Origin of the sequence: Rhizobium sp. Leaf371 (assembly GCF_001424045.1) — a bacterium.
Lineage (GTDB): Bacteria > Pseudomonadota > Alphaproteobacteria > Rhizobiales > Rhizobiaceae > Ferranicluibacter.
Genome location: NZ_LMQB01000001.1, coordinates 485,298 through 511,783, shown reverse-complemented (window position 1 = coordinate 511,783; position 26,486 = coordinate 485,298). Strand labels below are relative to the sequence as shown.

The following is a 26,486-nucleotide window of genomic DNA, read 5'->3' as shown; positions in this document are numbered from 1 at the left end:
GCAGGATTCGATATTCCCGGACCGTTGAAGCCCTGGGTGAGCGCGTTGATTGAGATCCGGAATGCTGCCTGATCGGCCAGATCATCGCGAAACTACACGAAATCGCGATTTGACGCCGCCGGCGGATCGGCTCACAACGGCGCGCATATCCGCAACATTACGGCGCGTCGTCAGGCCCTACCGCCCTCCGCGCCCTTAGGGATTGCCGCATGTCGAAGACCTCCCGTTCCAATCTCCGTCGCAACCTCACCGGCGGCGTCCTCGGCGCGTTCGCGCTGACCGCCCTCATCATCGCCGTCACCGCCGTGCGTGCCGGCGCCGCCGAGGAAGCCGTGGTCATTCCGCCGCCCAGCATCGATGAGAAGACCGCCGCCAAAACCGAAAAGGCCGTCTTTGCCGGCGGCTGCTTCTGGGGCGTGCAGGGCGTCTTCCAGCATGTGAAGGGCGTTTCCAACGCCGTCTCCGGCTATTCCGGCGGCGCGAAGGAGACCGCCTCCTACGAGACCGTCAGCGGCGGCAAGACCGGCCATGCGGAAGCCGTCGAGGTGACCTATGATCCGTCGCAGGTCAGCTACGGCCAGCTGTTGCAGATCTTCTTCTCGGTGGCGCACAATCCGACCCAGCTGAACTATCAGGGCCCCGATCATGGTACGCAGTACCGCTCGGCAATCTTCACGCTCAGCCCGGAGCAGAAGAAGGTCGCGGACGCCTATGTCGCCCAGCTCGACAAGGCGAAGGTGTTTCCGGACAAGGTCGTCACCCAGGTGGACGATCTCAAGGGCTTCTACACCGCCGAAGCCTATCACCAGGATTTCCTGACGCTCAATCCGGATTATCCCTATATCGTCTATAACGACCTGCCGAAGATCGAGAACCTGAAGACCGTCTTCCCCAAGGCCTATCGCGAAAAGCCGGCTCTCGTCTCGCAGGCCAAAGGCTAAAAGCCAAGCCTCTTACACGCCGCCACGCGCCGCACCGCCGTGGCGGCTTTCGTCTGTCTGTGCGCACGCGTTGCGAAATTCCCACAGCCTTAAACATGATTGTAGTTATCATGTTTTAGGGCTGTCATCGGGAAAGAATCTTGATAGTGAAAGTCATCTTTCACCGAGAGACTTGTCGCATGCCGATCCGTTTTCCCAGCCGCCTTCCCCTCCGGTCAGCCCTCGTCACCAGCACATCGATCCTCACGCTGGCGTTCAGCGGCGGCAGTCTTCAGGCGTTCGCGCAGGATGCAGCGACCGGCGAGGCAACGGTTCTGGAGGAAATCGTGGTGACCGGCGGCAGCGGCGGCGTCATCACGGGGGACGGCTATGTCGGCACGGCGAGCGCAACCGGCGCGAAGACCGACACACCCTTTCTGCAAACGCCGCAATCCATCTCGTCGGTCACGCAGGCGCAGCTTGAGGACCGCAATCCGCAGTCTCTGCAGGAATCCCTCGGCTACACCCCCGGCACCCGCGTCGGCGCCTTTGGCTTCGATCCGCGGTTCGACAGCTTTTCCGTCCGCGGCTTCGACGTCACCTATACCGGCATCTTCCGCGACAACCTGCGGCAGCCGGGCGCGGGCTCCTCGCTGTTCAAGACGGAGCCCTATGGTCTGGAAGGTGTCTCGATCCTGCGGGGGCCCTCCTCTGCGCTCTACGGCGCATCCGGTGCCGGCGGCCTCTACAATCTCATCACCAAGCGCCCGACGATCGAGCCGCTGCACGAGATCGAGCTGCAATATGGCACCAACCAGCGCTATCAGGGCCAGTTCGACGTCTCCGGCCCGATCAACGAAACCGATCCGGTCTATTACCGGATGACCGGGCTCCTGCGCGATGCCGAGACCGAACAGGTGTCCGTCTCCGACGACCGCGCCTATATCGCGCCGGCCGCCACCTGGAAGCCGGACGAGGACACCAAGCTGACCATTCTCGGCGAGTATTCCCGCACGAGGTCGGGCGGAACCGCCGCCTATTACAACGACCCTCTCACCGGCGACGTGACCGACATTTTTGGTGGCAATCCGGACTTCAACAGCTCCGTCCAGAAGCAGGCGCGGATCGGCTATGAATTCGAGCATCGGCTGAACGACGTCTTCGTCTTCCGGCAAAACGCGCGCCTCTCGACCCTCGACATCGATGCCGACTATGCCTTTGCCTACGCGCCGAACGCGCTCGACCCGACCTTGCTCGACAGCAGCGCCGGCACTTTTGACGAACGCCTGACGGCCGGCGTCATCGACAACCAGATCGAGGCGAAATTCGCCACAGGGGCGTTCGATCATACGCTTCTCTTCGGCGTGGATTTTCAGAAACTGCGCTACCGCTCGCTCGACGGCACAGGCACCACCCCACCACTCGACACGGCGAACCCGAATGCCGGGCGCGATGTCGATCCCATCCCCTTCTCGACCCGCACCGTGCAGGACCAGTGGCAGATCGGCACCTATGTGCAGGACCAGATCCGCTACGACGCCTGGACGCTGACGCTCGGCGGCCGTTACGACTGGGTCGACACCGATACCAACGACACCGTTCTGGCGACAGGCGACACGACCAAGACCTCGCAGCGCGACAAAGCCTTTTCCGGCCGCATCGGCCTGACCTACGAGACGGATTTCGGCCTCGCGCCCTATGCCAGCTACTCCACCGCCTTCTCGCCCAATGCCGGCATCAATCAGGAAACGCGCCGGCCGTTCGATCCGACGGAAAGCCGGCAGCAGGAGGTCGGCGTGAAATATCTGCTGCCCGACAGCAACACCCTCCTGACCGCCGCCCTCTTCAACATCGATCAGGACAACGGCCTCTATTACGAAGTCGTCAACCTGCCGACCGGCCCCGAAAACATTCAGGTCCAGCGCGGCAAGCTGCGCTCCCGCGGGCTGGAACTGGCGGCGACGACGAGCCTCGACAACGGCCTCTCCCTGACGGCCTCCTACACCTACACGCACATGAAGATCGTCGAGGGGCCGACCACCAGCCGGGGCAATTTCGTCTCGTCGGTGCCGATGCACGTGGCCTCGGTCTGGGCGAATTACGATCTGCCCGAAGACACCTTCGCGCACGGCCTCGGCGTCGGTGCTGGCGCGCGCTTCATCGGCTCGAGCTTCGGCAACGACACGAACACGAGGAAAAATACGTCGCGGGTCCTCTTCGATGCGGCCGTGCATTACGATTTCGCTGCCATCGACAAGAAATACGAGGGCCTGAAACTGCAGGTCAACGCCACCAATCTCTTCGATCGGCGCGATGCCGTCTGCTCGGCCGGCTTCTGCTATCGCGATCAGGGCCGCACCTTCATCGGCTCGCTGAAATACAGCTGGTAAACCCGGATGATCGAGACCCCTCCCTCTTCGATGAACGAAGCCTTCCGGCCACCGGGATTGAAATCCGTGTTCACCGGCGAACATGCCTGGTGCGGTGAAAAGATGATGCTGTCGCGGGATCTGGAGGGCGCGCTGCCCCTCGCCGGGTTTTTTTCCTCGTCAGTCTTCACCGAGGCGCTCGATCGCTACGCGGACACCCACGGCGGCAGCGACCGCCGGGCGGTGGCCTCCATGTGGTCGCTCTATTACTTCGCCGCGTTGACGATCCCCTTCATCGTCGCCCGCCGCGCCGATCACGTCCTGCCGGTCGATCTTGCCAGCATGACCATCGCGCTGGCCGAAGACGGCCTGCCCCGTGCCTTCGGCCTGGAGACCGAGGGAGACTGGAACGACGACGATGCGGGCGACGGACCCGATGGCTACGTCGTGCCCCTCGTCCACCGTCATCTCGCCGCTGTGATTGCCGCAATGAAAACCGCCGCCGGCTTGGCACCGAAGCTCGCCTGGAACAATGCGGCCGTCTATATCGACTACGCGTTCAACGCGACGGCCCCGACGGGCGGCGCCGATGCCTGGGCCTCCCGTCCCTTGTTCGAGCAGCCGGTGCTGGCCGACGGCACCGCGAACCCTTTTCGCGGCTGTCTCCGGCACGAGCCCGCAGGCGAAACGACCGTCTGTCGCCGCAAGGTCTGTTGCCTGCGCTACCTCCTTCCGGGCATTCCAAGCTGCGGCGCGCTCTGCGCCCTGCCGAGCCAGCGCGGCGAGCTTGCGCAACAAGGACACTGACACCCGATGCACCCGCTCCGCCTCTCCGCCGTTTTCGTCTGTCTCGTCTCGCTTTTCGGCATCCTTTCGTCCGGCCCGGCCTCCGCAACGACCTACCCGCTGACGGTCACGGACTCGATCGGCCGCACGGTTACGATCAAGGAGAAGCCGAAGGCGATCCTGCTCGGCAGCGGCTTCAACCTCGTTGCCCTCTCGCTCATTCATCCGGACCCTGTCAGCCTTCTGGCCGGCTGGTCCGGCGACATGAAGGGCGATAATCCGGACATCTATGCCGCCTTCGAGAAGCGTTTTCCCGATATCGCCAAGCTCCCGACCATCGGCGACGGCACCGGTGACGGCCTGTCCTTCGAGACCATGCTGTCGCTGAAGGCCGATCTTGCCATCCTGGCGAACTGGCAGGCCGATACGGAGCTCGGCAAGCGTGCCATCGACTATCTGGAGAGCACCGGTGTCCCCGTCATCGTTGTCGATTTTAACAGCGATGCCCTGAAGAATACCCCTTCCGCCATGCGCCTCCTCGGTGCCGTGCTCGACCGGGAAGCGCAGGCGGAGGATTTTGCGACGTTCTACGAAACGCGCCTGCAGCGCATCCGCGACCGGGTTGCACAGGCAACGGCACCGGGCCCGACGGTGCTGATGGATGCCTTCCCCAATCCGGACAAATGCTGCTATGCCTATGGCACAGGCGGCCTTGGCGCCTTCATCGGTCTCACCGGCAGCCGGAACATCGCCGACGGCAATCTGCCCGCCCAGGGCGGCATCGTCAGTACGGAATATCTGATCGCCGCCGATCCCGAGGTCTATATCGCCACAGGGTCCCCCGGCGGCACCTACAGCACGTTTTCGATCGGCCCGGGCGTGACCGACGACGACGCCCGCAGGACGCTGAAGCAGGTCGTCACCGCCCCCATCCTCTCCAACCTCAAGGGCGTGCGCGACGGGCGGGTCCACGGCCTCTGGAATTTCTTCAATGCGGTGCCGCTCAACATCCTGGCAGCCGAGGCATTCGCCCGCTGGCTACGGCCGGAGCTCTTCGCAGAACTCGACCCCGCAGCGACGCTGGCTGACATCAATGCCCGCTTCGCCGCCGTCCCATTCGAGGGCGCCTATTGGATCAGCCTCAAGGAGTGAGACGCGGAGATCCACGCGTGACAACGCCGGCGCGGAGCAATCCGGCCGGCGTTGTTTTTGACCAGAAAAGTCGATGGCTCAGGCAGCCTTCGCCTTGGCCATGGCGCTGGCATTGACGGCCTTCGACAGCTTCGTCAGATCGGCGTCGGTCTTTTCTTCCTGCTTCAGCGTCTCGTCCAGCAGCTTCACGGCTTCGTCGAGACCCAGGAGGCCCGCCCATGTCTTCAGCGTGCCGTAGCGTGCCATTTCATAATGCTCGACGGCCTGTGCCGTGGCGAGCAGGCCGGCATCGACGGCCGGCGAACCCTTGAATTCCTCAAGGACTTCCTCGCCTTCCTCGATGATGCCTTCGATGGCGGCACAGGTCTTGCCGGTGGCGCGCTTGCCGAAGATCTCGAAAACCTGCTGCAGGCGTTCGATCTGGCCTTCGGTTTCTTCACGGTGCTTTTCGAAAGCGGCCTTCAATTCCGGGCTCTGTGCGCCGCGGGCCATCTTCGGAAGCGTCTTCACGATCTTGCGCTCGGCGTAATAGACGTCCTTGAGCATGTCGTGGAACAGATCTTCGAGTGCTTTCCCAGCCATTGTTCGTTCCTTTCGTGGGTCCGCGCACGATGTCTCGCCGCGGTGGTTCAAAGGTGTTTGTGCGGTTGAGGAACTAGACGATCCGTCCTTTGTTCCCGTTTTGATTCGCCCGCTCCGCTTTGACCCCGGCGCCCTAGTTCCTATATGAAAGGGCATGGGGAGGACGTTGATGCTTTGGATATTGCTCGCTGCTGCAAGCCTGCTGATCGTCGGGCTTGCGGTCTGGGAGCCGCGGTTTCGCAAGCTGGCGGAGCCCGTTCTCTCCGTGCTCGTCGCGGTCGGCCTTATCAGTGCCTTCGTCGTCTGGTGGACCGACGATAATGCAACACCGCGCGAGCCCCTGTCGCCGGTCACGACGGATCGCCCTGTCGCAACGATCGGGGAAAACCAGATCCGACTGGAGAACCTCCAGTTCGAAAAGAGCACACCGGCCAGCAGCTATGTCGTGACCGGAACAGTGCACAACGACAGCACGGCTTTCCTCGACTATTTCACCCTCGACGTGACGCTGGACGATTGCCCTGCCGGCACATGCCGGACGATCGGCCGCGACGACGCGCTGATCATCGCCCGCATACCGCCCGGTCAATCCGCGGCACTTCGCACCTCGCTGGTTTTCCCCGCACCGCGCGCAGGCCCGCCGGAAGCGCCGCGCTGGACCACGGCGATCGTGAAAATCCAGTCGTCGCCCGCCGGTCCGTGACGGACCCGATCGCGAGAAGATGCGTCTCTTGAGGGTCTCGACAGTCAGCGCGGGATGACGGAAACTCGGCAAAACCGTCCCGCCGCTCCAGGATCACGCGCATGACCCAACAGACCACCGCCGACGATCGCGACCTCGTCATCACCCGCCACATCGCCGCATCGCCGAATGCCCTGTTCCGATGCTGGACGGAGCCTGCCCTGATCCGGCAATGGTTCGTCCCCAGGCCCTGGACGATCGCGTCGGCCGAGATCGATCTGCGCGTAGGAGGTGCGAACCTCATCGTCATGCAGAGCCCCGAGGGTGAGGAAATGCCCAATCGCGGCGTCTATCTCGAGATCGTTCCGGATCGGAAGATCGTCTTCACCGACGCTTATATCCATGCATGGACGCCTTCGGAAAAGCCCTTCATGACCGGCATCATCACCTTCGAGCCGGAGGACGGCGGGACGCGCTACACGGCCCGTGTCCGGCACTGGACGAAGACCGACCGCGACGCGCACGAGCAGATGGGCTTTCACGAAGGCTGGGGCCAGTGTGCCGATCAACTCGCCGCTCTCGCCGCGACGCTGTAAGGCGCGGCACCATCCCAGGGGCCAATTGACACACGCCCTGCACGCGTCATAGTGACCCTTATCAAGAGGTTCTCCGGATGACACACCATCCGGGGAGTAAATGGGAACGTGACGGGTGGACCCAGTGCGGCACCTTCATCACGGCCGACCCCGCGACTGTAGAGCGGTCAGGGTCTTTCATGCCGGGCGACCGGTAGAAGCCACTGCGGAGACGAGGCAACTCCGATCTGCGGGAAGGCGAGAAAGATCCGACGATGCCAGCCGGCATCAGACGCCGCGAGCCAGGACACCTGCCGCTTGATGTCGGGCATTTCGCCCAAATGAGTGGGACATGTCCCACGCTGCCATCACGGAGGTTGTCATGGCTGTTACCAACGCATCCGGCGTTTCGCTTTCCCTCAATGACCGCATGATTGCGGGTTTCCTGTCCTTGTTCATCGGGGCGTTTCTCGTGTTTGGAGCGGGGCTCGCCAATTCGTCCGTGCTGCACGACACGGCCCACGACGTCCGCCACTCGTTCGGCTTCCCCTGCCACTAAGGCTCGCGAGTCTCCGATCGCGCGCCTGGTCGTGACTTCGCCTTTGCGTCAGAGGCGCGCGTCCGTGCGAGCCGTCGAGCGTCAAGGCAGACGCGCGTCCGATGATCGGCTGCGCGCAGTGGAGGCATGCCGGATCGGCATCGCTTCCCCGCGCCCGCGTCGCTTCGTGGAACCGCGCCGAGCCTAGACGTCAGGCCTCCAGCAAAGTCTCAACAAGGATCCAAGAGCAGACCGCAAGGTGCTGCTTGAAAAGGACTATCCATGATCGTCAAAACACTGCTGGCCGCCATCTGCGCCGGCCTTATTGCGGGCAGCTTCATGACAGCCGCCCAGGAGCTTCGCGTCGTCCCGCTCATACTGGAAGCGGAAACCTACGAGACTGCGCCCCTACCGGGAGCGCCGGAAGCCGAGGGGTACCCGGCGGCACACGAGCACTCGTCGCGCGCCGGCGGCTCGCTCTTCCCTTCCCTTGCATCCGCGCTCCAGCTCGTCACGCCGGCCTATGCGCATGAAAGCGCGGGCCAGGAGGCAGGGCACGCGGATGGCGGCATCATGTTCGGCTTGAGCCGCTTCTCCGGCACGCTGATCGCCAATTTGGTCACGGGTGCAGGTTTCGGCCTCCTTCTCGCCGGCCTCGGCCTGGTGACGAGCACACCGCCAACCATGCGGAACGGCCTTGTCTGGGGCGCGCTCGGCTGGCTGTCGGTTCACATGCTGCCGGCCCTCGGCCTCCCGCCGGAACTTCCGGGCTTTCCGGCAGGCGATCTCGGCGATCGCCAGATCTGGTGGCTCATGGCTACGGTGCTCTCGGCGCTTGGGCTCGGTCTCATCGCGCTGCGAAAGGAGATCTGGGCAAAGGCTGCCGGTCTGGGACTTCTCGCACTGCCCCACCTCTATGGCGCGCCACAGCCCGGCGACCTCGCAAGCCCCGTTCCTGCCGTTCTCGGCGCGGAGTTCGCGGTGGCCGCGCTTGCGACCACGCTGGCCTTCTGGCTCGTGCTGGGAGCCGTATCTGGCGCCATCAACGATCGTTTTCTGAATACGGCATGATGGCGACGGACGCGTCAGGTCGGGTCGCCGCGATCCGGCCTACAGCCAGCCGCCCTCAAACCCCGCGCGCTTCAACCCGCGCCGGATCGGCACCGACTGGCGCAAGAGGTTCCAGAACAATCCGGTCCTGTGATTCTCGATCATCATCAGGAGAATTCCCTGATCGAGCCCGATCCGCCGCGTGTTCATCCAGCCCTCGGCCGTGCGGGCGGGAACGCTCGGATTGAAGCTGCCGATGAAGCCATCCTCTTCGACCACGCCTGGATAGGCATCGAGAATATGCCGCGTTCCGGCAAGGGCCGCGGCCTCATCGAAGGGCAGGCAGGCAAGCGGCGCCCAGGGCGCAAGCGTTCCGTCGTCCGGTCCGTCTGGCGCACCTCTTGCGGCATAGCCCGAAAAATTCTGCTGGCGACCGTCCCGCAGCCGACGCGACCGCTCCGGGCCGTCGCAGGCCGTCAGGCCCCAACAATCCTCACCGTAACCGACGAAGGATTCGGGGTTTCGCGCGGCATAGTCGCGCTGGACATCGATGGCGAGACGCGTGTTCTCGAAGTAATCGCTGTCATGTTCCGTCATTGCCGCATCGCGGATACCCCGAAAGTCGATCCAGGCATGCGAGAAGAGATGGATGAACAGCGGTCCGGCAGAGAGGAACGGCTTGCCCTGCATCTCCTTCCAGTCGCACTGGTTGCCGAAAGCCAGGTAGCTCTTCGGCGGGATGGGATAGGACGGCGACGACAGGGCCAGCGTGTAGAGAATGATCGCTTCGCTGTAGCCATGCCAGCGAAAGGGAAGAAAACCGCTGCGCGGCTTCCAGCCGAGCGCCAGCGCATCCTGCTCGTCCAGCGCCCAGGCCCAGTTGGCCCGCGCATAGATCATGTCGGCGATATCGCGAATTTCCTTCTCCGCCGGCGTATTGTCGGAAAAATACGCACCGACCGTGATCACGCCGGCGATCAGAAGCGCGCTGTCGATCAGCGAAATCTCGCTCCGCCACGCTCGCCGTCCCGTCTTCATATCCAGGAAATGATAGTAGAGACCTTTGTAACCCGTGGCCAGCGTATCGCGGCTCTGCTCGCTGTCGCGAAGGAACCGCAAGGTCGTCAACGCACGCGTCGCAGCGTCTTCGCGCGACAGCCAGTCACGTTCGACGCCGACCGGGAGCGCGGACAGACCGAAGCCCGTTGCAGCGATGCTGGCCGGCGAACCGTCCTGCGAACTGTCGGCCACGAGACCCGTTTCCGGATGGGTATACCGCATGAAGTACCGGAACGCGCCCAGCTGAAATCGGTCGATCAAGCCGACATCGGTCGTATCCTTGAAAAGCATTCCAACTCCTTAGATGTCGGCACGCTTTGGGTACCACATCTCTCGTGCTCAAAAATTTATGGTCTCACCGAGTGTTGACTTCCTGCAGCCGCTTAGCGGTCGCCGCCATCACCCGTTGTGTTAATGTTCGCTTCTACGGGGCGAAGCGGGGATTGGATGACATGATCTTGGCGGGAATTGCATTGCTGATGAGCCTTAGCAATCAAGGCATTCAACCGACGCCTTACGCGATGGAAACGGTCTCCGACCACACGGCTGCCGCACGTGTCGCGCGGGAGGTGGATGTCGAGCTGGTTCTCGCCGTCGACATGTCCGGATCGATGGATATCGAGGAGGCCCGTATCCAGCGCGCGGGTTACCTCGACGCCCTGCGCCACAAGGAATTCATCGACGCCGTGCGCGGCGGACGGATCGGCGAGATCGTCATCAGCTATTTCGAATGGGCCGGGAGCGTCAATGAAAGTTCGCGCGTGGACTGGCGCGTGATCGCGTCGGCCGCGGACGCTGCGGCCTTTGCGGACGAGATCGCCGCAAGGCCCGTCACCACCCGTCGCGGCACCTCGATATCCAACGCGCTGACCTATGCCAGCGGCATGATCGATACCAACGCCTTCGCAGGCCAGCGCCGTGTCATCGATGTCTCGGGCGACGGGCCCAACAATCTCGGGCCACCGGTCGTGCCCGCGCGGGATACGGCGGTGCGCAGCGGCATCATCGTCAACGGCCTCGCCATCATCATCCGTCCGACCGGCGTCGGCGTCCGGCTCGACCGCTATTACGGCGACTGCGTCATCGGCGGGCCGGGCTCCTTCGTCCTGCCGATCCACAATCCCGACGATTTCGGCGTTGCCATCCGGCAGAAGCTGGTGATGGAGGTGAGCGGGCGCCAACCGCCGTTCCGCGTCATCCCTGCGGCAAGCCCGGCCGCGACGGATTGCCTGATCGGCGAGAAGCTGCGCCCCGGCTTTTTCGACAAGTGAGCGGGCTCACGGCTTCGGTCAGCGCTCCGCGGTCCCGTCTTCCAGAGCCAGATCTTCGCGCGCAAGCCGATCGGCGATACGCCCGGCCGCAAGCCGTCCCGCAATGATCGCGCCTTCGATATAGGTGGGAAAGGACGGAGACAGCTCGGAACTGGCAAACGCCACGCGGCCAACGCCCGCGCGCAAAACCGCCTCGGCATCGTAGGCTGCGGGATCGACGATCACGTCGCTATAGCCGCCGCCGCTCCAGCGGTCGTCCGTCCAGTCGTGCAGGATGAACTCGACCGGCACCGGCGCGTCGGGACCAAGCAACGCGGCCATCCGTTCTCCCACCGTCCGCGCGATATAGGCCTCGCCCCGGGCGCGCCAGTCCAGCGCCAGCGGACCGCCGACAAACACCACGAAACCGGCGTGATCCTCGTCCTGGCTGACGTCGAACGCATAGAGCCCGCTCACATCGTCCCACGAAATTCCGGAAGAGACGGAAGGCGACCAGATGCGTGCGGGATAGCGCAGCAGGATCTTGATCACGGCCCCGCTCCGCCAGCTGCCGAGCGCCCGGGCAAGCGGCTCCGGCAGCGGCGGATGCTGGACGATGTCGCGCGCACGCACGGGCGGAACCGCAACGAGCGCATGCCGCGCCGTGATCTGCCGGTCGCCGGCCATCACCACGACATGATCCTCCTCCCGCCGAATGCTCGAAACAGGCGTGGAGAGACAAAGAGAGCGCTGCAGCCGCCCGGCCATGACCTCGGCGAGCGCTGCCGCGCTTTCCTTCAGAAAGTATTGAAGCTCCGAGACCTCGGCGGTGTTCCGACGGTCGCTGTCCACGAGATACCAGAACGGGATGATATCCGCCGGCAGACACCAGAGGCCGTGCACCATGCTCAAAAACTGCCGCTTCGCCTCGTCTGTCGCGTCCTGCCTGTCCAGCCAGTCGGTGATGGAGAGGCCGGCAAGCGCCGGGTCCGCAGGATCGGCCGCTTCCATCTTTGCAAACAGCATGTTGTCGCGCTGGGCGATCCGCCGGGACGCCGTGGCCGACACGGTCTTCGATGCGCCCTTCCACCGGCTTTCGACACGATCGAGGGGCGCCTCGCGGACAAGGGCCGTGACCTCCGGCATGTCGTCACAGATGAACTGTCCGCCGGCATCCCGTCGCACGCCGTCCGACGTCAGGAACGACCGGACGCGCCCCCCGACGTCGGACCGGGCCTCGAGCACCTGAACCGACAGCCCGCGATCGGCCAGAGCCTGTGCTGCCGCCAATCCCGTGAAGCCGGCCCCGACCACGACCACATCCACATCCCGCTTCATGCCACCCTCTCTGCAATCCCCGGCCACAGTTCGCCAAGCAAGGCCATCTGTCCGAAGGATATAGCAGGACGCGATCGAAAGGACACGCGAGCGTGCGCTTGTTCCCTAGCCTCCCTCGGCAGGCGGAAAGACAAAGGTAAAGTGTGATCGACTTCAGCCCGTGCGAAGGTTCAGGAAGCGATAGCCGGTGCGAAGTCGCTCAGCACACCGGAATAGGGCTTGGCCAGAGGTGCGGCATAGGACCCCCGCTTGCTGGTGGTCAGCCGCTGGGCGATCAGCGCTTCGGCCTGCTTCACCGCGGCGGAAACGCCATCGACGACCGGCACGCGATAGATGGTTTGCAGCTCGTGGGCCAGATCCGCCATGCCGGCACAGCCCAGCACGATGGCCTCCGCGCCGTCTTCGGCGAGCGCGCGCTCGATCTGGTGGCGCAGCTTGTCGAGTGCGCCGGAGCCTTCCTTTTCCAGATCCAGCACCGGAATATCGGCCGCGCGCACCTTGGCCCGCCCACCGAACCCATAATGCCGCGTCAGGTTTTCGAGCAGCACGCGGGAGCGCTCCAGCGTGGTCACGACGGTGAAGCGCTGCGCGAGGAATCCGGCGGTCACCAGCGCGCTTTCGCAGAGCCCGAGCACCGGAATGGAGGCGAGCGACCGCGCGGCATCGAGCCCGGTATCGTCGAAACAGGCGATGACGGCGGCCTCGGCTCCGGCCGCCTCGCCATCCCGGATCGCGGCGAGCAGGCCCGGCAGCGCCAGCGCGCCGTCATAGTGCCCCTCGATCGAGGCCGGCCCCATCGCGGCGGTCGCAGCGACGATCTGCGTCCCCGCTGCGGCGACGAGACGCGCCGCCTCAGCCGCCTTCTCGGTCATGGAAACGGTGGTGTTCGGATTGACGACGAGGATGCGCATGCGAGGGTTCAGACCAGCTTGGCCTGCTTGCGGCCGAGCATCAGGATGATGCCGAGCGCCAGCAGAATGACGGTGAAGGAGAAGACGGTGGTGACGGTGCCGAGCGCATAGAGCACCGGCGTGGTGACATTGGTGGTCATGCCGTAGATTTCGAGCGGCAGCGTGTTGTAGGTGCCGGACGTCATCAGCGTGCGGGCGAACTCGTCATAGGACAGCGTGAAGCCGAACAGGCCGACGCCGATCAGGCTCGGTGCGATCATCGGCAGCACGACGTGGCGGAAGGTCTGCCAGGCGCTCGCCCCGAGATCGCGCGCCGCTTCCTCGTAGGCCGGCGAGAACCGGTTGAACACGGCGAACATGATGAGCACGCCGAAGGGCAGCGTCCAGGTGAGATGCGCGCCGAAGGCCGAGGAATACCAGGCAGGCTTGAGCCCGAACTGCTGGAACACCACGCCGATACCGAGCGAGATGATGATGGAGGGAACGACGAGGCTGGCGACCGTGAGGTAGAACAGCGTGGTCGAGCCGCGGAACTTGCGGCGGAAGGCGAGGCCCGCGAGCAGCGACACCAGCACGTTGACGACCATGACCATGATGCCGAGCGCAAAGGACCGCCGGAAAGACGCGCCAAAATTGCCCACCGCCTGCTGCTCGAACAGATTGTAGAACCAGCGCAGCGACACCCCGTTCATCGGGAAGGTCAGGCCGCCGTTCGGCCCCTGGAAGGACAGGATGAGAACCGCCGACAGCGGGCCATAGAGAAAGAGCACGAACAGCGCGAAGAAGGCGGCGAGCACGTAGAATTCGAAGGTGCGTTTCTCGTGGCTCATCTCACAGCTCCTTGCGGATATCGACGACGCGCAGGATCGCGGCGACCATCAGCAGCACGACGATCAGGAGCACGACGGCATTGGCGGCGGCGGCCGGATATTGCAGCAGCGACATCTGGTTGCGCATCATCAATGCCACCGATGCACTCTGCCCGCCGGACATGACCTGCACGGTCGAGAAATCCGCCATGACCAGGGTGACGACGAAGATCGAACCGATGGCGATGCCGGGCTTGGCGAGCGGAATGATGACGTTCCAGAGGATCTGCCAGCCGCTGGCGCCAGCATCGCGCGCCGCCTCGATCAGCGATTTGTCGATCCGCATCAGCGTGTTGAAGATCGGCGTCACCATGAACAGCGTGTTGAGATGCACCATGGCGAGGATGACGGCGAACTCGGAATAGAGCAGCCATTCGATCGGCGCCGGAATGATCCCCATCTCGATCAGCGTCGAATTCACCAAGCCATTGCGCCCGAGCACCGGGATCCAGGAGATCATGCGGATGATGTTGGAGGTGAGGAACGGCACGGTGCAGACGAGGAACAGCACCATCTGCATCGTCGTCGTGCGGATGTGGAACGCCAGGAAATAGGCGACCCAGAAACCGATGAACGTCGTCAGCGCCCAGACGACGACCGTATATTTCAGGGTGTTGAGGTAGGTTTTCCAGGTGACCCAGGAGCCCAGAGTCTCCTCGTAATTCATGGTCAGGAAATCCGGGTAGAGGCCGGCGAAATCATAGTCCCAGAAGCTGACGATCAGGATCATCAGGATCGGCAAGAGAAAGAAGAAGCCGAGAATGGCGATCAGCGGCGCCGACTGCAGATAGGAGACGGCGCGCGGCGGCAGGCGGAAGGATTTTGGCGTGCGCACCCGCGCGTCCGGCGCCGGTGTCGGCTTGCTTGCAGCGATGATCGCCATGGTGCGGTCGTCTCCGTTGAGGACTCAAGGCGCAGCGGAGTGAGAGGCCTCCCCTCATCCGCCTGCCTGCACCTTCTCCCAGACTGCGGGGAGAAGGAAAGTTGTGGCAATCGGCCCGGCTTGAAAGAGCCGGAGATGGAGGAGCCGCCGCGCGGGCGACCCGCACAGCATCAGGCCGCGATGAACTCGTTCCAGCGGCGGACCATGTAGCGGTCCTCGTCCATCACCGAGTTCCAGCAGGCGACCTTGCCCATGCGTTCTTGGAACGAGCCGCCATCGCGCACCGCGCCGGCCTTTTCCATGATCTTGCCTTCCGGAGACATGATGTCGCCCTTGGCGGCCTTGCCCTCGATCCAGTAGCCCCACTCGTCATCGGTCATGAACTTCTTGGCCGTGTCCATGGCGGCGGAGTAATAGCCCTGGCGGTTGAGATAGCCGCCGACCCAGCCGGACGTGTACCAGTTGATGTATTCATAGGCCGCATCGAGCTGCGCGCCCTGCAGATGCGCGGCAAGGCCGAGACCGCCGCCCCATGAGCGATAACCTTCCTTGAGCGGCTGGTATTTGCAGGCGATGCCCTTGGAGCGGACGGCGGCAACGGCCGGCGACCACATGGACTGGATGACGACTTCGCCCGACGCCATCAGGTTGACCGACTCGTCGAACGACTTCCAGAAGGCGCGGAACTGGCCGTCCTGCTTCGCCTTGATGAGGAAGTCGATCGTCGCGTCGATCTCCGCCTTGGTCATGTTGCCCTTGTCGGCATATTTGATGTTGCCGAGCGCTTCCATGATCATCGCGGCATCCATGATGCCGATCGAGGGAATGTTGAGGATCGAGGTCTTGCCCTTGAAGGCGGGGTCCATGATATCGGCCCAGGACGTGATGTCGCGGCCGACGAGGTCCGGGCGGATGCCGAGCGTGTCGGCATTGTAGATGGTCGGGACCATGGTGAAGAGACCGGTCTCCGACTTGGCAAAGGTCTTGTCCCCGGCCTTCTCCACATAGCCGACCGTGTGCGGTGCGGTGCCCTGCGCGATCACGCTGTCCGGCGTCAGCTTGCCCGTCTTGAACAGGGGCACGATCTGGTCGTAATATTTCAGCTTGGAGATTTCCATCGGCTGGATGACGCCGGCCGGGAAGACCTTCTTCAGGATCCAGTATTCGATGTCGGCGATGTCGTAGCTGTCGGGCTGGGTCACCGCGCGCTGGGCCGCAGCATCCGAGTCGGTCGCCGTCATCTCGAGCGTGATGCCGAGGTCGGCCTTGCACTTCTCGGCGATGGCGTTGATGTTGGAAACGCCGGTGCCGAACTGGCGCAGCGTGATCGGGTTCTGCGCCCAGATGGTCGGAAAACCGGTGATGGCGCCGGAGCCGGCAATGGCGCCGACGGCCGCAGCCCCTGTTTTCATCAAAGCGCGGCGGCTGATGCCCGTCGCCTTCTTCGTGTCCTTGATCTCGGTCATAGTCTGTTCCCTTTTCTTGTGGTGAGACGGATCGTGATGAGCTTGAAGACGTCAGGCGGCCGCAGCCCCCAGGAGGACGGCGTCTTCGAGGCCCCAGCTGAGGGAGACCGCATCGCCGACGGCGACCGGCTTTTCGAAATAATCCGCATCGGTCGCGATGACGGTGAAATCCTCGGACCCCGCGCCCATGACGGTGATCTTCACCGACGCGCCGCGATATTCGACGTTTGACACGACACCGTTGAAGCCGAGCGTCTTCTCGGCCGGTTCGCTGAGGCGAACGCGATCGGTGCGGATGCCGATATCGATCGGCGACCCCTCGTCCCGGCCCTCGCCCGCGACGGCGAAGGTCTGCCCCTCCGGCACCTGCAGCGTCAGCACGCCGTCGGCGCTGGAGATCACCCGGCCGGTCAGCACGTTGTGATCCCCCATGAAGCGCGCGACGAAGGCCGTCGCCGGCCGCTCGAAGACCTCGCGCGGGCTTGCCGCCTGCTCGATCCGCCCATCGCTCATGATGACGATGATGTCGGCGAGCGCCATCGCCTCTTCCTGGCTGTGCGTCACATGCACGAAGGTGATGCCGAGGTTCTTCTGCAGCTTCTTCAGTTCGGCCCGCATGCGGATCTTGAGAAACGGATCGAGCGCCGACAAAGGCTCATCGAGCAGCAGCGCTTCCGGATCGGTGATCAGCGCGCGGGCGAGCGCCACACGCTGCTGCTGTCCGCCGGAAAGCTGGGCCGGGCGGCGGTTGGCATAGGGCTCCATCTGCATGAGCCGGAGCATCTCCAGCGCCTTTGCGCGACGCTCTTCCTTGTCCACGCCCTTCATCTTCAGGCTGAAGGCGACGTTGTCGATGAGGTCGAGATGCGGGAACAGCGCGTAAGACTGGAACATCATCGCCGTGCCGCGCTTGGCCGGGGGCAGGTCTGTCACCACCGTGTTGCCGAGCCGGATGTCGCCCGAGGAGATCGTCTCGTGCCCGGCGATCATCCGCAAAGTCGATGTCTTGCCGCAGCCGGACGGCCCGAGAAAGCAGCAATAGCTTCCCGACGGGATCTTGAGACTGATGGAATGGACGGCCGTCGTGCTTCCGTAAATCTTGGAAACGGATACGATGTCGATCTCTGCCGCTTTGGTCATGACGAATTCCCTTCTGGTAACAGAGAGAATGCATCAAGCGTGCCAGTTCGACAGGCAGGTGTCAGTCCATTGTTTCCAAATGATTATCCGAAATCCTTCAAACCGTGACGTCCATATGAGAATGAAATCGCCCAATTTTTCATCTATTGTGCCGAATAAAATATCAGATCGTATACAATCTCGTTATTTTATGGATACGAATGGCCCTTCTTTCCCATGGTCATCTGAATTAGATTAGACAACCATGGACAATCACCAGACCAAGCCGGACAGCGTGATCGCGCGACCTGACGCAGATAGGGCGGATGGAAGCCAGCGCGCTATTCGGGATGCCATCCGCGATGCGATCGTCGACCGGCGACTGATGCCGGGTACGAAACTGACGGAGTCGGATGTCGGCGCCCTGTTCCAGGTGAGCCGTACGCTGGTGCGCGGCGCCCTGCAGGCGCTGGCGCATGAGGGTCTGGTGACCGTCGAGCGCAATCGCGGCGCCTTCGTCGCCAACCCCTCCCCGGAGGAAGCCCGGCAAATCTTCGCGACGCGCCGCATCATCGAACCCGGCATTCTCGCCGAGGCTGCATGCCACATCACGCCGGCCCATATCCGCCAGCTCCGTGAACTGCTGCTGGACGAGGGTCGCCTGATGAACGAGCGGGGGCAGAGCGCACGCCGGGCCGAAATCAAGGCATCGGGAGACTTCCACCTGCACATCGCCGCCATGACCCGAAACACCGTCATGCAGCGTTTCATGGACGAGCTGATCGCCCGCTCCTCCCTCGTCATCTCGCTTTATGGACAATCCACCGTCTCGAGCTGCGGCCATAACGAGCACAGCGACATCGTCGACGCGATCGAGGCCGGGCAGATCGATCGCGCGGGCCGGCTGATGGTCCACCATATCCACCACATCGAGGCCGATCTCGACCTGCGCGTCCGCCGCGCCAACGAGCTCCGCGACGCGCTTCTTCCTTAAGACAGCGATCTTGCGAGAGCGAACAACGCACTGAAAAAATACGTGATTTTTTGTTAACCAATGAACGGAACCAAACAGTCCGGAAACAGTTTTGCACGCGCACGAAAGACAGCATGCGAGGCGAGTATGAGTTACAAGCGTTTTCCGAAGCCGGTCCGGATCATTCTCCAGCAGAGCCAGGAGTGCATCATCGCATCCGCTTGGGACGCCCTGGAGTTTCTGCGCGGCTGGCCCGCCGGTCGCTCCGGCAGAGCCTATCGCATTGCTCTCCAACACTGCCTCGATGCCCTTGACGGTATCCTCAGCCCGCGCAAGGCGCAGGCATCCTTCATGGCCGCAGCCCGCGAGGCCGGCATTCTGGCGAAACGTAAACAGTCCGTCTGAAGCGTCGCAGCCGCTTGACGGGAGGCCGCCGGTCGGGCGACCATGGAGCCCTAGAAGCGCCACCAGGAGCAGAGCATGTCGGACGCAAATCCCCCGGAAGAACCGTCCGACGATACGAAACTGACACGCTCCAAACGGCGCTGGGCGGCAGAAGGCCGCTTCTTGACCGGACAGGTCTCGGGCCAGGTCGCGCGTTCAGGCTCAGATCGCCTGCCGCCGGGCCAGCATCTCGTGAAGAACTGGCCTGTGCTCGATCTCGGCCAGCACCCGATCATCGACACCGCGACCTGGTCCCTGACGCTGAAAGGCGCGGTCGAAAATCCGGCGACGCTGGACTGGGCGCAGTTCAAAGCCCTGCCGCAGAGCAAATTCCAGTCCGATATCCACTGCGTCACCACATGGTCGCGCTACAACAACGGTTGGAAAGGCGTTTCCACGCACGATCTGCTGGATCTCGTCGCACCGAAGCCGGAGGCGACCTATGTCATGCTGACGAGCTATGACGGATACACGACCAACCTGCCTCTGGCGGATTTCGCGAGCGAGCATGCGCTGGTCGCGACCGATTGGGAGGGCCAGCCGTTGACCCGCGAGCATGGTGCGCCGGCCCGGCTGATCGTACCGCATCTCTATCTCTGGAAGAGCGCGAAGTGGCTGACGAAGATCGAGTTCATGACGGGCGATCGTGCCGGCTTCTGGGAGAAGAACGGCTACCACATGCTGGGCGACCCCTGGCGGGAGCAGCGCTATTCCGACGATTGAGGACAGGCGATGGTCCAAAAAGAAAGAGGCTCCGGCGATCGTCGCCGGAGCCTCTTTGCTGATCAGTAGGCCTTTTTCTTGAAAGGCTTTTTGGCAGGCTTGCTGCCATCGTCCGTCGGCTTTGGGCCAGCCTTGGAGAAGCCGGGCTTTGCCGCCTTCTTTGCCCAGGGCTTGCTGTCCGGGCGGTCGGACTTTTCGCCACCGTCTTTCCAGCGCGGCTTGCTGTCCGACGGCGCGGCATTGTCCTTGCGGACGAACGGCTTGCGCGGGGCGGCAGACAGATCGGGCGCGCTGTCGAGCTGCGTCACGGTGATGCCCTTTTCGAGCATGCGCTTGGGGCCGAGCGCCTCGACGAAGCTGTCGGAGAAGTCGCGCGCGATTTCGACGAACGTGTTCTCCGGCATCATCTTGATGGCGCCGATTTCCTGCTTGGTGATGCGGCCGATGCGGCAGAGCATCGGGATCAGCCAGCGCGGCTCGACATTCTGCTTGCGACCGGCGGAGATCGAGAACCAGACGGCATCGCCGAAATCGCCCCGCGGCGCTCGCGCTTCGGACCGCTCCGGTCGCGGACCGCGATCACCGGCACCTTGGCCCGACGTTTGGCCGGACGGCTGGAAGGCTGGCGTATCGATGATGTCTTCCGGCGCGGAGCGGCCGGCACGCGCGAGCCGTACGAAGGCTGCCGCAACCTGTTCCGGGCTATGACCGGCCAGCACCTGCTGCACGAAAGCAGTCTCGTCCTCGCGGATCGGATCGTTCAGCGCGGCATCCGAGAGAATGCGCTCGTCGTCCTTCTGCGAAACCTCGTCGGCCGACGGCGGCTTTGCCCAGTCGGCTTCGATGCGCGCATCCCGCAGCAGACGCTCGGCCTTGCGGCGGGCGTTCGAGGTGACGATGATGGCGCTGACGCCCTTGCGCCCTGCCCGGCCGGTCCGGCCGCTGCGGTGCAGAAGCGTTTCCGGGTTGGTCGGCAGGTCGGCATGGATGACGAGCTCGAGACCGGGAAGGTCGATGCCGCGCGCGGCGACGTCGGTCGCGATGCAGACGCGGGCGCGCCCGTCACGCATGGCCTGCAGCGCATGCGTCCGCTCGCTCTGGCTGAGTTCGCCCGAAAGTGCCACGACCGCAAAGCCACGATTGTTGAAGCGCGCGGTCAGATGATTGACGGCCGCGCGGGTCGAGCAGAACACCAGCGCGTTCTTCGCTTCGTAGTAGCGCAGCACGTTGATGATGGCGTTTTCCCGATCGGAGGGAACGACGACGAGCGCACGATAGTCGATATCCAGATGCTGCTTCGCCTCGGCCTGCGTCGAGATCCGCAGCGCGTCGCGCTGGTAGTTCTTGGCCAGCGTCGCGATGGATTTCGGCACAGTGGCCGAGAACATCAGCGTCCGCCGATCGGCCGGTGCCGTCTCCAGCAGGAATTCGAGGTCCTCGCGAAAGCCAAGATCGAGCATCTCGTCGGCTTCGTCCAGCACGATGGCCCTGCAGGCGGACAGATCGAGCGCACCGCGGCGGACATGGTCGCAGAGACGGCCGGGCGTGCCCACGACGATATGCGCGCCGCGATCGAGCGCGCGACGCTCGTTGCGGATGTCCATGCCCCCGACCGAAGCGGCGATCACGGCGCCGGTCATTTCGTAAAGCCATTCGAGCTCGCGCTGAACCTGCAGCGCCAGTTCGCGCGTCGGCGCGACGGCCACCGCCAGCGGCTTGCTGGCCGGGCCGAAGCGATCGGCGCCATCCAGCAGCGTCGAGGCGAGCGCGAGCCCGAAGGCGACGGTCTTGCCGGAGCCGGTCTGGGCGGAGACGAGCGCGTCGCGACCCGACATTTCCGCTTCGATGACGGCGGCCTGTACCGGCGTCAGGGTGGAATAGCCGCGTTTGGTCAACGCCTCGGCGATCGCCGGAACGACCCCTGCGAATTCTGTCATATGTCTGTCTCTCGGAAGTTCGAACCGTGCAGCGTGCACGATAGAATGCGCACATGCCTTGAGGACCGCACGCTGCGGCCCATACCATGGCGCTCTCTTAGTCCCTCTATCCGTAAATGTACAGAGGATCGCCGAAGGACGCCCTTTGGCGGCCGGAGCCGGCCTCAGCCTGTCAGGCGCGGGCTGCGGATGATCTTGACGAAGAGGGCCTTCATCGCCGACTCGATCCCGTCGGACGGATTGACCTCGAAATAGAGCCCGGGAGAGGCGCAGGCCTGCATTTTCGTGCCGATCTCCGATTGGAACGGCTTGATCCACTTGTTGTACCAGTCGTTCGTCGGCAGCGGCAGGTAGGTCGTGTAAAGCACGGCGATCTTGACGCCGCGATCCTTGATGGTCTTGCAGAAGCTGACGTCGATCGGCTCCTGGCACCGGCCGCCCGTCGTCTTCTTCGTGCAACCGCTCGGCTTGTAGCTGTCACCGACGCCGTCGGCGACGAAATAGACGACCTTTTCGGCTTTCGCCGCCGTCGATCCGTCGCCAGGCGCCGGGATTTCCGTATTGATTCTCGTCAGCGCCTGATCGAAGCTGGTGATCTGGTCGCCATTATATCCGTGATACGGGATGCTCATGAGCGAGATCGTGTCCGCCTTGGTCTGGATATCCTTCAGGTCATCGGTGAGCTTGGACACCTGATAGAGTTTGGCATCTTCCGCCTTCTGTCCGAACGTATAGGCCGCCATCCGATACTGGTTCGTGTAGGTCTCCGTCTTCTCCGCCTCGCGCGTCAACGCGGCCACGGCCTGCGCCACGACATCGATGCGGATGGTGGCACCCACCTTTCGGGCGACGAAATAGTTGCTGTTCTTGTCGGCATCGCCCTTCTCGGACACGATGTGGCAGGCAAAAGCGCAGTTGCGCGAACCCGCATCCGATGCGTTCTTCGTCGCGGCGATCAGCTTGTCCACATCCGCCGGGGTCGCACCCACGCCCATCGAAGGCGTATTGTCCAGCAGCATGTAGAAATCCATGAACGAGTTGGACTGGAACGTCGCTTTGGCGACGCCATCGACCCGGATGAAATCCTTCCCCAAGATCCGCAGGAACGTCGTCGGCACGAGCGTCGAGAACGACGCCGACACATTGATGTCGCGTCCGGACTTCACCGCGCTGACGGTAAAGACTCTGGCCGCCGTCTCCATGTCTTCGGGCGGCGGCTGCACCGCCTGGCCGGGCACGTCTGAGACCGCCGTCGTGGAAAGCTGGGCATTGAAGATCTGGCGCGCCTCGGTTTCGCTCAGGCTCACCGTGCCGTCCGCCGACATGGCCATCGCCTGCGCCACGCCATCCGATTTATCCGTGATGGATCCGACGACCGCCGCGTCCGCCGCCCCTTGCAGTTCCGACTTGACCTTGATCGCATTGCTGATGTCGAGGGCAAGCCCGGCCGTCCCGAGAAGCGGAAGGAGCGACAGAGAGCCGATAATGGCCAGATTGCCGGAACGATCGGCGAGAAAACGCTTGAACATGATAACGACCCCAGGCGCCGTATCTGGCGGCGCTCGATGATCGTAAGCGATTGCTTTCAATAGTGCGTGAAGCAGCGCGGTAAACGAGATAACAAATGATACACTTATTCAGCGATCGAGGTTCCGATCATGAAACCGTGAATGTATTTACGGTTAAGTTTCCTTGCGTCGGTCGCATGATCGCATACATTTACAACTGCGATGAGGAGTCGCCGAAGCCTATGGGAGGAATGATGATGGAAACGTCGGATCATCTGAGAGTGCAATACGACTTCAGAAGCGGAACGGTCCTGCTCCAGTGCCGCAACCGGAGCCATGTGCTCGCGGAGCGCTTCAGAACGAAGGAAAGCGCAGAGGCAGCGGCCATCCAGTTCGCCCGCAAGAACTGGGATTATTCGGACCCGCAGTCCGAAACCCAGCACTAGCGGGCATAAGTCCAGCCCGCTGATGACGCGGTTGCGGATGTTAAAAGAACGAGGAGGCCGGGGCAAACCCGGCCTTTGTTACGTTCGCCGGCAAGAAACGCGCTCTTGCCACGAAGAACGCATGCCGGGACCACTCAATGGCGCGACGGCGCGACGTCCTGACGCCGCAGATCGTCGATCGCGGCGACCGCTTCCTCCGCTGTCCAGCCGGCGCCGACGGCCGCCCTTATCAGGCGCGCATCCGTTTCCACTTCCAGCTTCACGAACAGCGGCTCCAGCGCTTCGCGGGCCGTGACGACGTTCGATTGCGCGACCGGAATGGCCTGCTTCGACATGGGCATGATCTCTTCTCCTTTTTCAGACTCCTCGGAATGGAAGCAGAGTCAAACTGGTTCCATCATTTGTTCGCAATATGTCTAAAATGACCGGAATACGGGACGTTTGCGCGATTAGAGATCGCGATCGCTGATCTCGAAGTGATCCATGATCACCCGGATATTTCTCTTGTGGGCTTTGAAGTAGACGTCGAAGACATCGCCGACCAAGGGAACGGCACCGACGGTCGCGTCTACGCCGAGATTATACAGCATCCGCGCGAGCTTTCGCTTCGGCACGCCGAGCCGCCGGGCCTCGTTGACGATCGCAAGACCGATGATCGCGCCGCTGGCATCGCCGACGACCGGAACAAGGCCTAGAAGGGCGTCCGCACCGAAGCGGAACCGTGTTCCGGGGATGCCGACGGCGGTGTCCATGATCCGCGCGAGCTTTGCCAACCGGCGCAGACGCCGCAGGCGTTCGGCACGCCCGACATCGTCGGCGGCGCGCGTGAAGTCTGCCGCATAGGCTGTGCTTGGCATCGTCCTTCGTCTCCCGTGTTCGCTCTCTATTGCATATGGAGAGTGTTTGCCGCGGCACAAGGCTCCCCTCCTTTCGATTGTCGCAAAAGGGTTACATACACCGCCGTTCAGTGTCCCCGGGCGCTCCCGCGCAACTTCAAATGCCCTGCTCGGAATTCTGCAAGAACCATGCGCTGCAGAGACGAGCGCTTCGCAGACATCGCAGGATTTTCCGTGCGTTACCGTACGAACTCAATTGAAATTAAAAGATAATTTAAATTCACACCCTATTTTCGGGGTGAACCGCCCACCCGTTCTCCTGTCAGAAGCGATCCCAGCCGAATGTCGATTTTCTCCCTGTCCGATAGCGCCATCATGCAAGCGCTCAACCAGTCGCAAGCGATTATCGAATTCGATCTCACGGGCAAGATTCTGCGCGCAAATGCCAATTTCTGCCGTGCCATGGGCTACGACAGCAAGGAGATCGTTGGGCGCCATCACAGTATGTTCGTTCTGCCGGACGAAGCGCGCTCCCCGTCCTATGTCGCCTTCTGGCGTGCGCTTGCAGACGGCACGTTTCAGCAGGCGCAGTACAAGCGGCTCGGCAAAGGCGGTCGCGAGGTCTGGATCGAGGCATCGTACAATCCCGTCTTCAAGGGAAAGCGCCCGGTCAAGGTCGTGAAATTTGCGACCGATATCACTCAATCGAAGATCACCAGCCTCAGCGACAAGGGCAAGCTCGACGCCTTGTCGCGCGCGCAGGCCGTCATCGAGTTTACGCCCGGGGGGCAGATCGTCACCGCGAACGAGAACTTCCTTTCGGTCCTCGGCTACCAGCTGGAGGAGATCGTGGGCCGACACCATGCGATCTTCTGCGAACCTGACTATGTGCAGTCGGCAGCCTACCGGACCTTTTGGGAACACCTCGCCGGCGGCGCCTTCGTGACCGACCAGTTCCTGCGTCTCGGTAAGGACGGCCGTCGCGTGCATATCCAGGCGACCTATAACCCGATCGTCGACGACAGCGGCCGCGTCATCAAGGTCGTGAAGTTTGCGACCGACATGACCGAGCGGGTCCGCGCCGTCGAGGAACTGGGCGCCGGTCTCGGCCGTCTGGCACAGGCCAATATCCGCCAGACGCTCGACCGCCCGTTCACGCGGGAATTCGAACAGCTGCGCCACGACTTCAACCTGTCGATCGGCGGCTTCCAGCAGACACTGGTCGATGTGCTCGGGCAAACCGAGAATTTGAACGGCCACAGCCATACGATGCGTCAAGCGTCCGACATTCTTGCCGAGCGGACCCATGCACAGGCCACTGCGCTCGAAGAAACGTCATCGGCGCTGGAACAGATCACCGTCACGGTCCGCCAGTCGAACGAACGCGTGCAGGACACGCGCAATCTCGTGAAGCAGGCAAAGGAGCAGGCCGGCCATTCGGCAATGGTGGTCAGCGACACCGTGGCGGCCATGCAGCGGATCGAAACCGCCTCGGCCTCGATCGGCCACATCATCGGCGTCATCGACGAGATTGCCTTCCAGACCAACCTGCTGGCGCTGAACGCCGGAGTCGAGGCGGCCCGTGCCGGTGAAGCGGGTCGCGGCTTTGCCGTGGTCGCCCAGGAGGTCCGCGAACTCGCCCAACGGTCGGCGCGCGCCGCAAAGGAAATCAAGGGCCTCATCTCGAACGCCTCCAACGAAGTCGTCGAAGGCGTCCGCCTCGTCGGCGATACCGGCAGGGCACTGACCGAGATCGAGGTTTTCGTGGCCGCCATCAACGAGAACATCGATGCGATCGCCGCCGCGACCTCGGACCAGACCACCGGCCTTGGCGACATCAGCGCCTCGGTCAACAATCTCGACAGGATGACCCAGGAAAACGCCGCCATGGTCGCGCGCACCACGGAACTGAGCCACACCCTGGCGCAGGGCGCAGCCGTGCTTGCCGATCTCGTCTGCCGTTTCCAGCTGAACCGCCGAACCACCATTCGCGAACCCGGCACCTTCAAGCCGGACCGTCACAACGCGGAACAGGGCGAAGGGAGACTTCGCAAGAGCGCCTGACGCGTG

At 63.2% G+C, this 26,486-nt stretch carries 26 protein-coding genes and 1 riboswitch; of the genes, 14 read left to right on the top strand and 12 right to left on the bottom strand.

Going from position 1 to position 26,486, the window contains the following annotated elements:
• Positions 1-209 precede the first annotated feature (209 nt).
• The 4 genes from msrA (at position 210) to ASG39_RS02250 (ending at position 5,227) form a co-directional block, all read left to right on the top strand.
• Complete coding sequence (gene msrA, locus ASG39_RS02265) at positions 210-941, top strand: peptide-methionine (S)-S-oxide reductase MsrA (protein WP_062592393.1); 732 nt, start codon at positions 210-212, stop codon at positions 939-941.
• A gap of 179 nt (positions 942-1,120) precedes the next feature.
• Entirely contained in the window at positions 1,121-3,310 is a 2,190-nt protein-coding gene (locus ASG39_RS02260) for a TonB-dependent siderophore receptor (protein WP_062592391.1), read from the top strand.
• A gap of 6 nt (positions 3,311-3,316) precedes the next feature.
• Positions 3,317-4,096 (top strand): siderophore-iron reductase FhuF, encoded by a 780-nt coding sequence (gene fhuF / locus ASG39_RS02255; RefSeq protein ID WP_156467977.1) that lies wholly within the window; start codon positions 3,317-3,319, stop codon positions 4,094-4,096.
• Between the two features lie 6 nt (positions 4,097-4,102).
• The gene (locus ASG39_RS02250; RefSeq protein ID WP_062592389.1) at positions 4,103-5,227 is read left to right on the top strand and encodes an ABC transporter substrate-binding protein; all 1,125 of its coding nucleotides are present in this window, start codon (positions 4,103-4,105) and stop codon (positions 5,225-5,227) included.
• A 78-nt stretch (positions 5,228-5,305) separates the two neighbouring features.
• Here ASG39_RS02250 and ASG39_RS02245 read toward each other — a convergent pair whose 3' ends face one another.
• Positions 5,306-5,809: a ferritin-like domain-containing protein gene (locus ASG39_RS02245; protein ID WP_062592387.1), complete on the bottom strand. Its 504-nt coding sequence runs from the start codon at positions 5,807-5,809 to the stop codon at positions 5,306-5,308.
• Positions 5,810-5,978: 169 nt separating this feature from the next.
• On the opposite strand from ASG39_RS02245, the gene ASG39_RS02240 reads away from it, so the two are divergent.
• The 4 genes from ASG39_RS02240 (at position 5,979) to ASG39_RS02225 (ending at position 8,675) form a co-directional block, all read left to right on the top strand.
• Positions 5,979-6,512 carry a hypothetical protein gene (locus ASG39_RS02240; protein WP_156467976.1) on the top strand — a complete coding sequence of 178 codons (534 nt, stop codon included), beginning with the start codon at positions 5,979-5,981 and terminating at the stop codon, positions 6,510-6,512.
• 101 nt (positions 6,513-6,613) lie between these two features.
• The gene (locus tag ASG39_RS02235; protein WP_062592383.1) at positions 6,614-7,087 is read left to right on the top strand and encodes an SRPBCC family protein; all 474 of its coding nucleotides are present in this window, start codon (positions 6,614-6,616) and stop codon (positions 7,085-7,087) included.
• Between the two features lie 49 nt (positions 7,088-7,136).
• A riboswitch (cobalamin riboswitch) is annotated at positions 7,137-7,400 on the top strand.
• 48 nt (positions 7,401-7,448) lie between these two features.
• Positions 7,449-7,625, top strand: a complete 177-nt coding sequence (locus tag ASG39_RS02230) for a CbtB-domain containing protein (RefSeq protein ID WP_062593342.1) — start codon at positions 7,449-7,451, stop codon at positions 7,623-7,625.
• 261 nt (positions 7,626-7,886) lie between these two features.
• Positions 7,887-8,675 (top strand): CbtA family protein, encoded by a 789-nt coding sequence (locus ASG39_RS02225; protein ID WP_062592381.1) that lies wholly within the window; start codon positions 7,887-7,889, stop codon positions 8,673-8,675.
• Between the two features lie 39 nt (positions 8,676-8,714).
• On the opposite strand, the gene ASG39_RS02220 is transcribed toward ASG39_RS02225, so the two are convergent.
• Positions 8,715-10,004, bottom strand: coding sequence for a glucoamylase family protein (locus tag ASG39_RS02220; RefSeq protein ID WP_062592379.1), 1,290 nt, complete (start codon positions 10,002-10,004; stop codon positions 8,715-8,717).
• A 230-nt stretch (positions 10,005-10,234) separates the two neighbouring features.
• Here ASG39_RS02220 and ASG39_RS02215 point away from each other — a divergent pair, with 230 nt between their 5' ends.
• Positions 10,235-10,984, top strand: coding sequence for a DUF1194 domain-containing protein (locus ASG39_RS02215; RefSeq protein ID WP_062592378.1), 750 nt, complete (start codon positions 10,235-10,237; stop codon positions 10,982-10,984).
• An 18-nt stretch (positions 10,985-11,002) separates the two neighbouring features.
• Here ASG39_RS02215 and ASG39_RS02210 read toward each other — a convergent pair whose 3' ends face one another.
• The 6 genes from ASG39_RS02210 to ASG39_RS02185 all read right to left on the bottom strand — a co-directional run bounded on the left by ASG39_RS02210 (position 11,003) and on the right by ASG39_RS02185 (position 17,570).
• Complete coding sequence (locus tag ASG39_RS02210) at positions 11,003-12,301, bottom strand: FAD-dependent oxidoreductase (RefSeq protein WP_062592376.1); 1,299 nt, start codon at positions 12,299-12,301, stop codon at positions 11,003-11,005.
• A gap of 170 nt (positions 12,302-12,471) precedes the next feature.
• Positions 12,472-13,212 (bottom strand): aspartate/glutamate racemase family protein, encoded by a 741-nt coding sequence (locus tag ASG39_RS02205; protein ID WP_062592374.1) that lies wholly within the window; start codon positions 13,210-13,212, stop codon positions 12,472-12,474.
• 8 nt (positions 13,213-13,220) lie between these two features.
• Positions 13,221-14,042, bottom strand: a complete 822-nt coding sequence (locus ASG39_RS02200; protein WP_062592372.1) for an ABC transporter permease — start codon at positions 14,040-14,042, stop codon at positions 13,221-13,223.
• 1 nt (position 14,043) lies between these two features.
• Positions 14,044-14,964: an ABC transporter permease gene (locus ASG39_RS02195; protein WP_062592371.1), complete on the bottom strand. Its 921-nt coding sequence runs from the start codon at positions 14,962-14,964 to the stop codon at positions 14,044-14,046.
• Between the two features lie 170 nt (positions 14,965-15,134).
• Positions 15,135-16,430: a PotD/PotF family extracellular solute-binding protein gene (locus ASG39_RS02190; protein ID WP_062592369.1), complete on the bottom strand. Its 1,296-nt coding sequence runs from the start codon at positions 16,428-16,430 to the stop codon at positions 15,135-15,137.
• 51 nt (positions 16,431-16,481) lie between these two features.
• Entirely contained in the window at positions 16,482-17,570 is a 1,089-nt protein-coding gene (locus ASG39_RS02185; protein ID WP_062592367.1) for an ABC transporter ATP-binding protein, read from the bottom strand.
• 244 nt (positions 17,571-17,814) lie between these two features.
• Between ASG39_RS02185 and ASG39_RS02180 the strand changes: the two genes are divergently transcribed.
• The 3 genes from ASG39_RS02180 to ASG39_RS02170 all read left to right on the top strand — a co-directional run bounded on the left by ASG39_RS02180 (position 17,815) and on the right by ASG39_RS02170 (position 19,689).
• The gene (locus tag ASG39_RS02180) at positions 17,815-18,543 is read left to right on the top strand and encodes a GntR family transcriptional regulator (protein WP_062592365.1); all 729 of its coding nucleotides are present in this window, start codon (positions 17,815-17,817) and stop codon (positions 18,541-18,543) included.
• Between the two features lie 126 nt (positions 18,544-18,669).
• On the top strand, positions 18,670-18,927 hold the full coding sequence (locus ASG39_RS02175) for a DUF982 domain-containing protein (protein ID WP_062592363.1): 258 nt from the start codon (positions 18,670-18,672) through the stop codon (positions 18,925-18,927).
• Positions 18,928-19,002: 75 nt separating this feature from the next.
• Complete coding sequence (locus tag ASG39_RS02170) at positions 19,003-19,689, top strand: sulfite oxidase-like oxidoreductase (RefSeq protein ID WP_062592361.1); 687 nt, start codon at positions 19,003-19,005, stop codon at positions 19,687-19,689.
• A gap of 62 nt (positions 19,690-19,751) precedes the next feature.
• On the opposite strand, the gene ASG39_RS02165 is transcribed toward ASG39_RS02170, so the two are convergent.
• Positions 19,752-21,626 carry a DEAD/DEAH box helicase gene (locus tag ASG39_RS02165; protein ID WP_062592359.1) on the bottom strand — a complete coding sequence of 625 codons (1,875 nt, stop codon included), beginning with the start codon at positions 21,624-21,626 and terminating at the stop codon, positions 19,752-19,754.
• 164 nt (positions 21,627-21,790) lie between these two features.
• Complete coding sequence (locus ASG39_RS02160; RefSeq protein ID WP_062592357.1) at positions 21,791-23,155, bottom strand: pilus assembly protein TadG-related protein; 1,365 nt, start codon at positions 23,153-23,155, stop codon at positions 21,791-21,793.
• 233 nt (positions 23,156-23,388) lie between these two features.
• Between ASG39_RS02160 and ASG39_RS23595 the strand changes: the two genes are divergently transcribed.
• Entirely contained in the window at positions 23,389-23,580 is a 192-nt protein-coding gene (locus ASG39_RS23595; RefSeq protein ID WP_132532133.1) for a hypothetical protein, read from the top strand.
• Positions 23,581-23,714: 134 nt separating this feature from the next.
• Here ASG39_RS23595 and ASG39_RS02150 read toward each other — a convergent pair whose 3' ends face one another.
• Both ASG39_RS02150 and ASG39_RS02145 read right to left on the bottom strand, forming a co-directional pair.
• Positions 23,715-23,921 (bottom strand): hypothetical protein, encoded by a 207-nt coding sequence (locus ASG39_RS02150; protein WP_062592353.1) that lies wholly within the window; start codon positions 23,919-23,921, stop codon positions 23,715-23,717.
• A gap of 108 nt (positions 23,922-24,029) precedes the next feature.
• Entirely contained in the window at positions 24,030-24,437 is a 408-nt protein-coding gene (locus ASG39_RS02145) for a DUF4112 domain-containing protein (RefSeq protein ID WP_062592350.1), read from the bottom strand.
• Between the two features lie 321 nt (positions 24,438-24,758).
• Here ASG39_RS02145 and ASG39_RS02140 point away from each other — a divergent pair, with 321 nt between their 5' ends.
• Positions 24,759-26,480 (top strand): PAS domain-containing methyl-accepting chemotaxis protein, encoded by a 1,722-nt coding sequence (locus ASG39_RS02140; RefSeq protein WP_062592348.1) that lies wholly within the window; start codon positions 24,759-24,761, stop codon positions 26,478-26,480.
• Positions 26,481-26,486 lie beyond the last annotated feature (6 nt).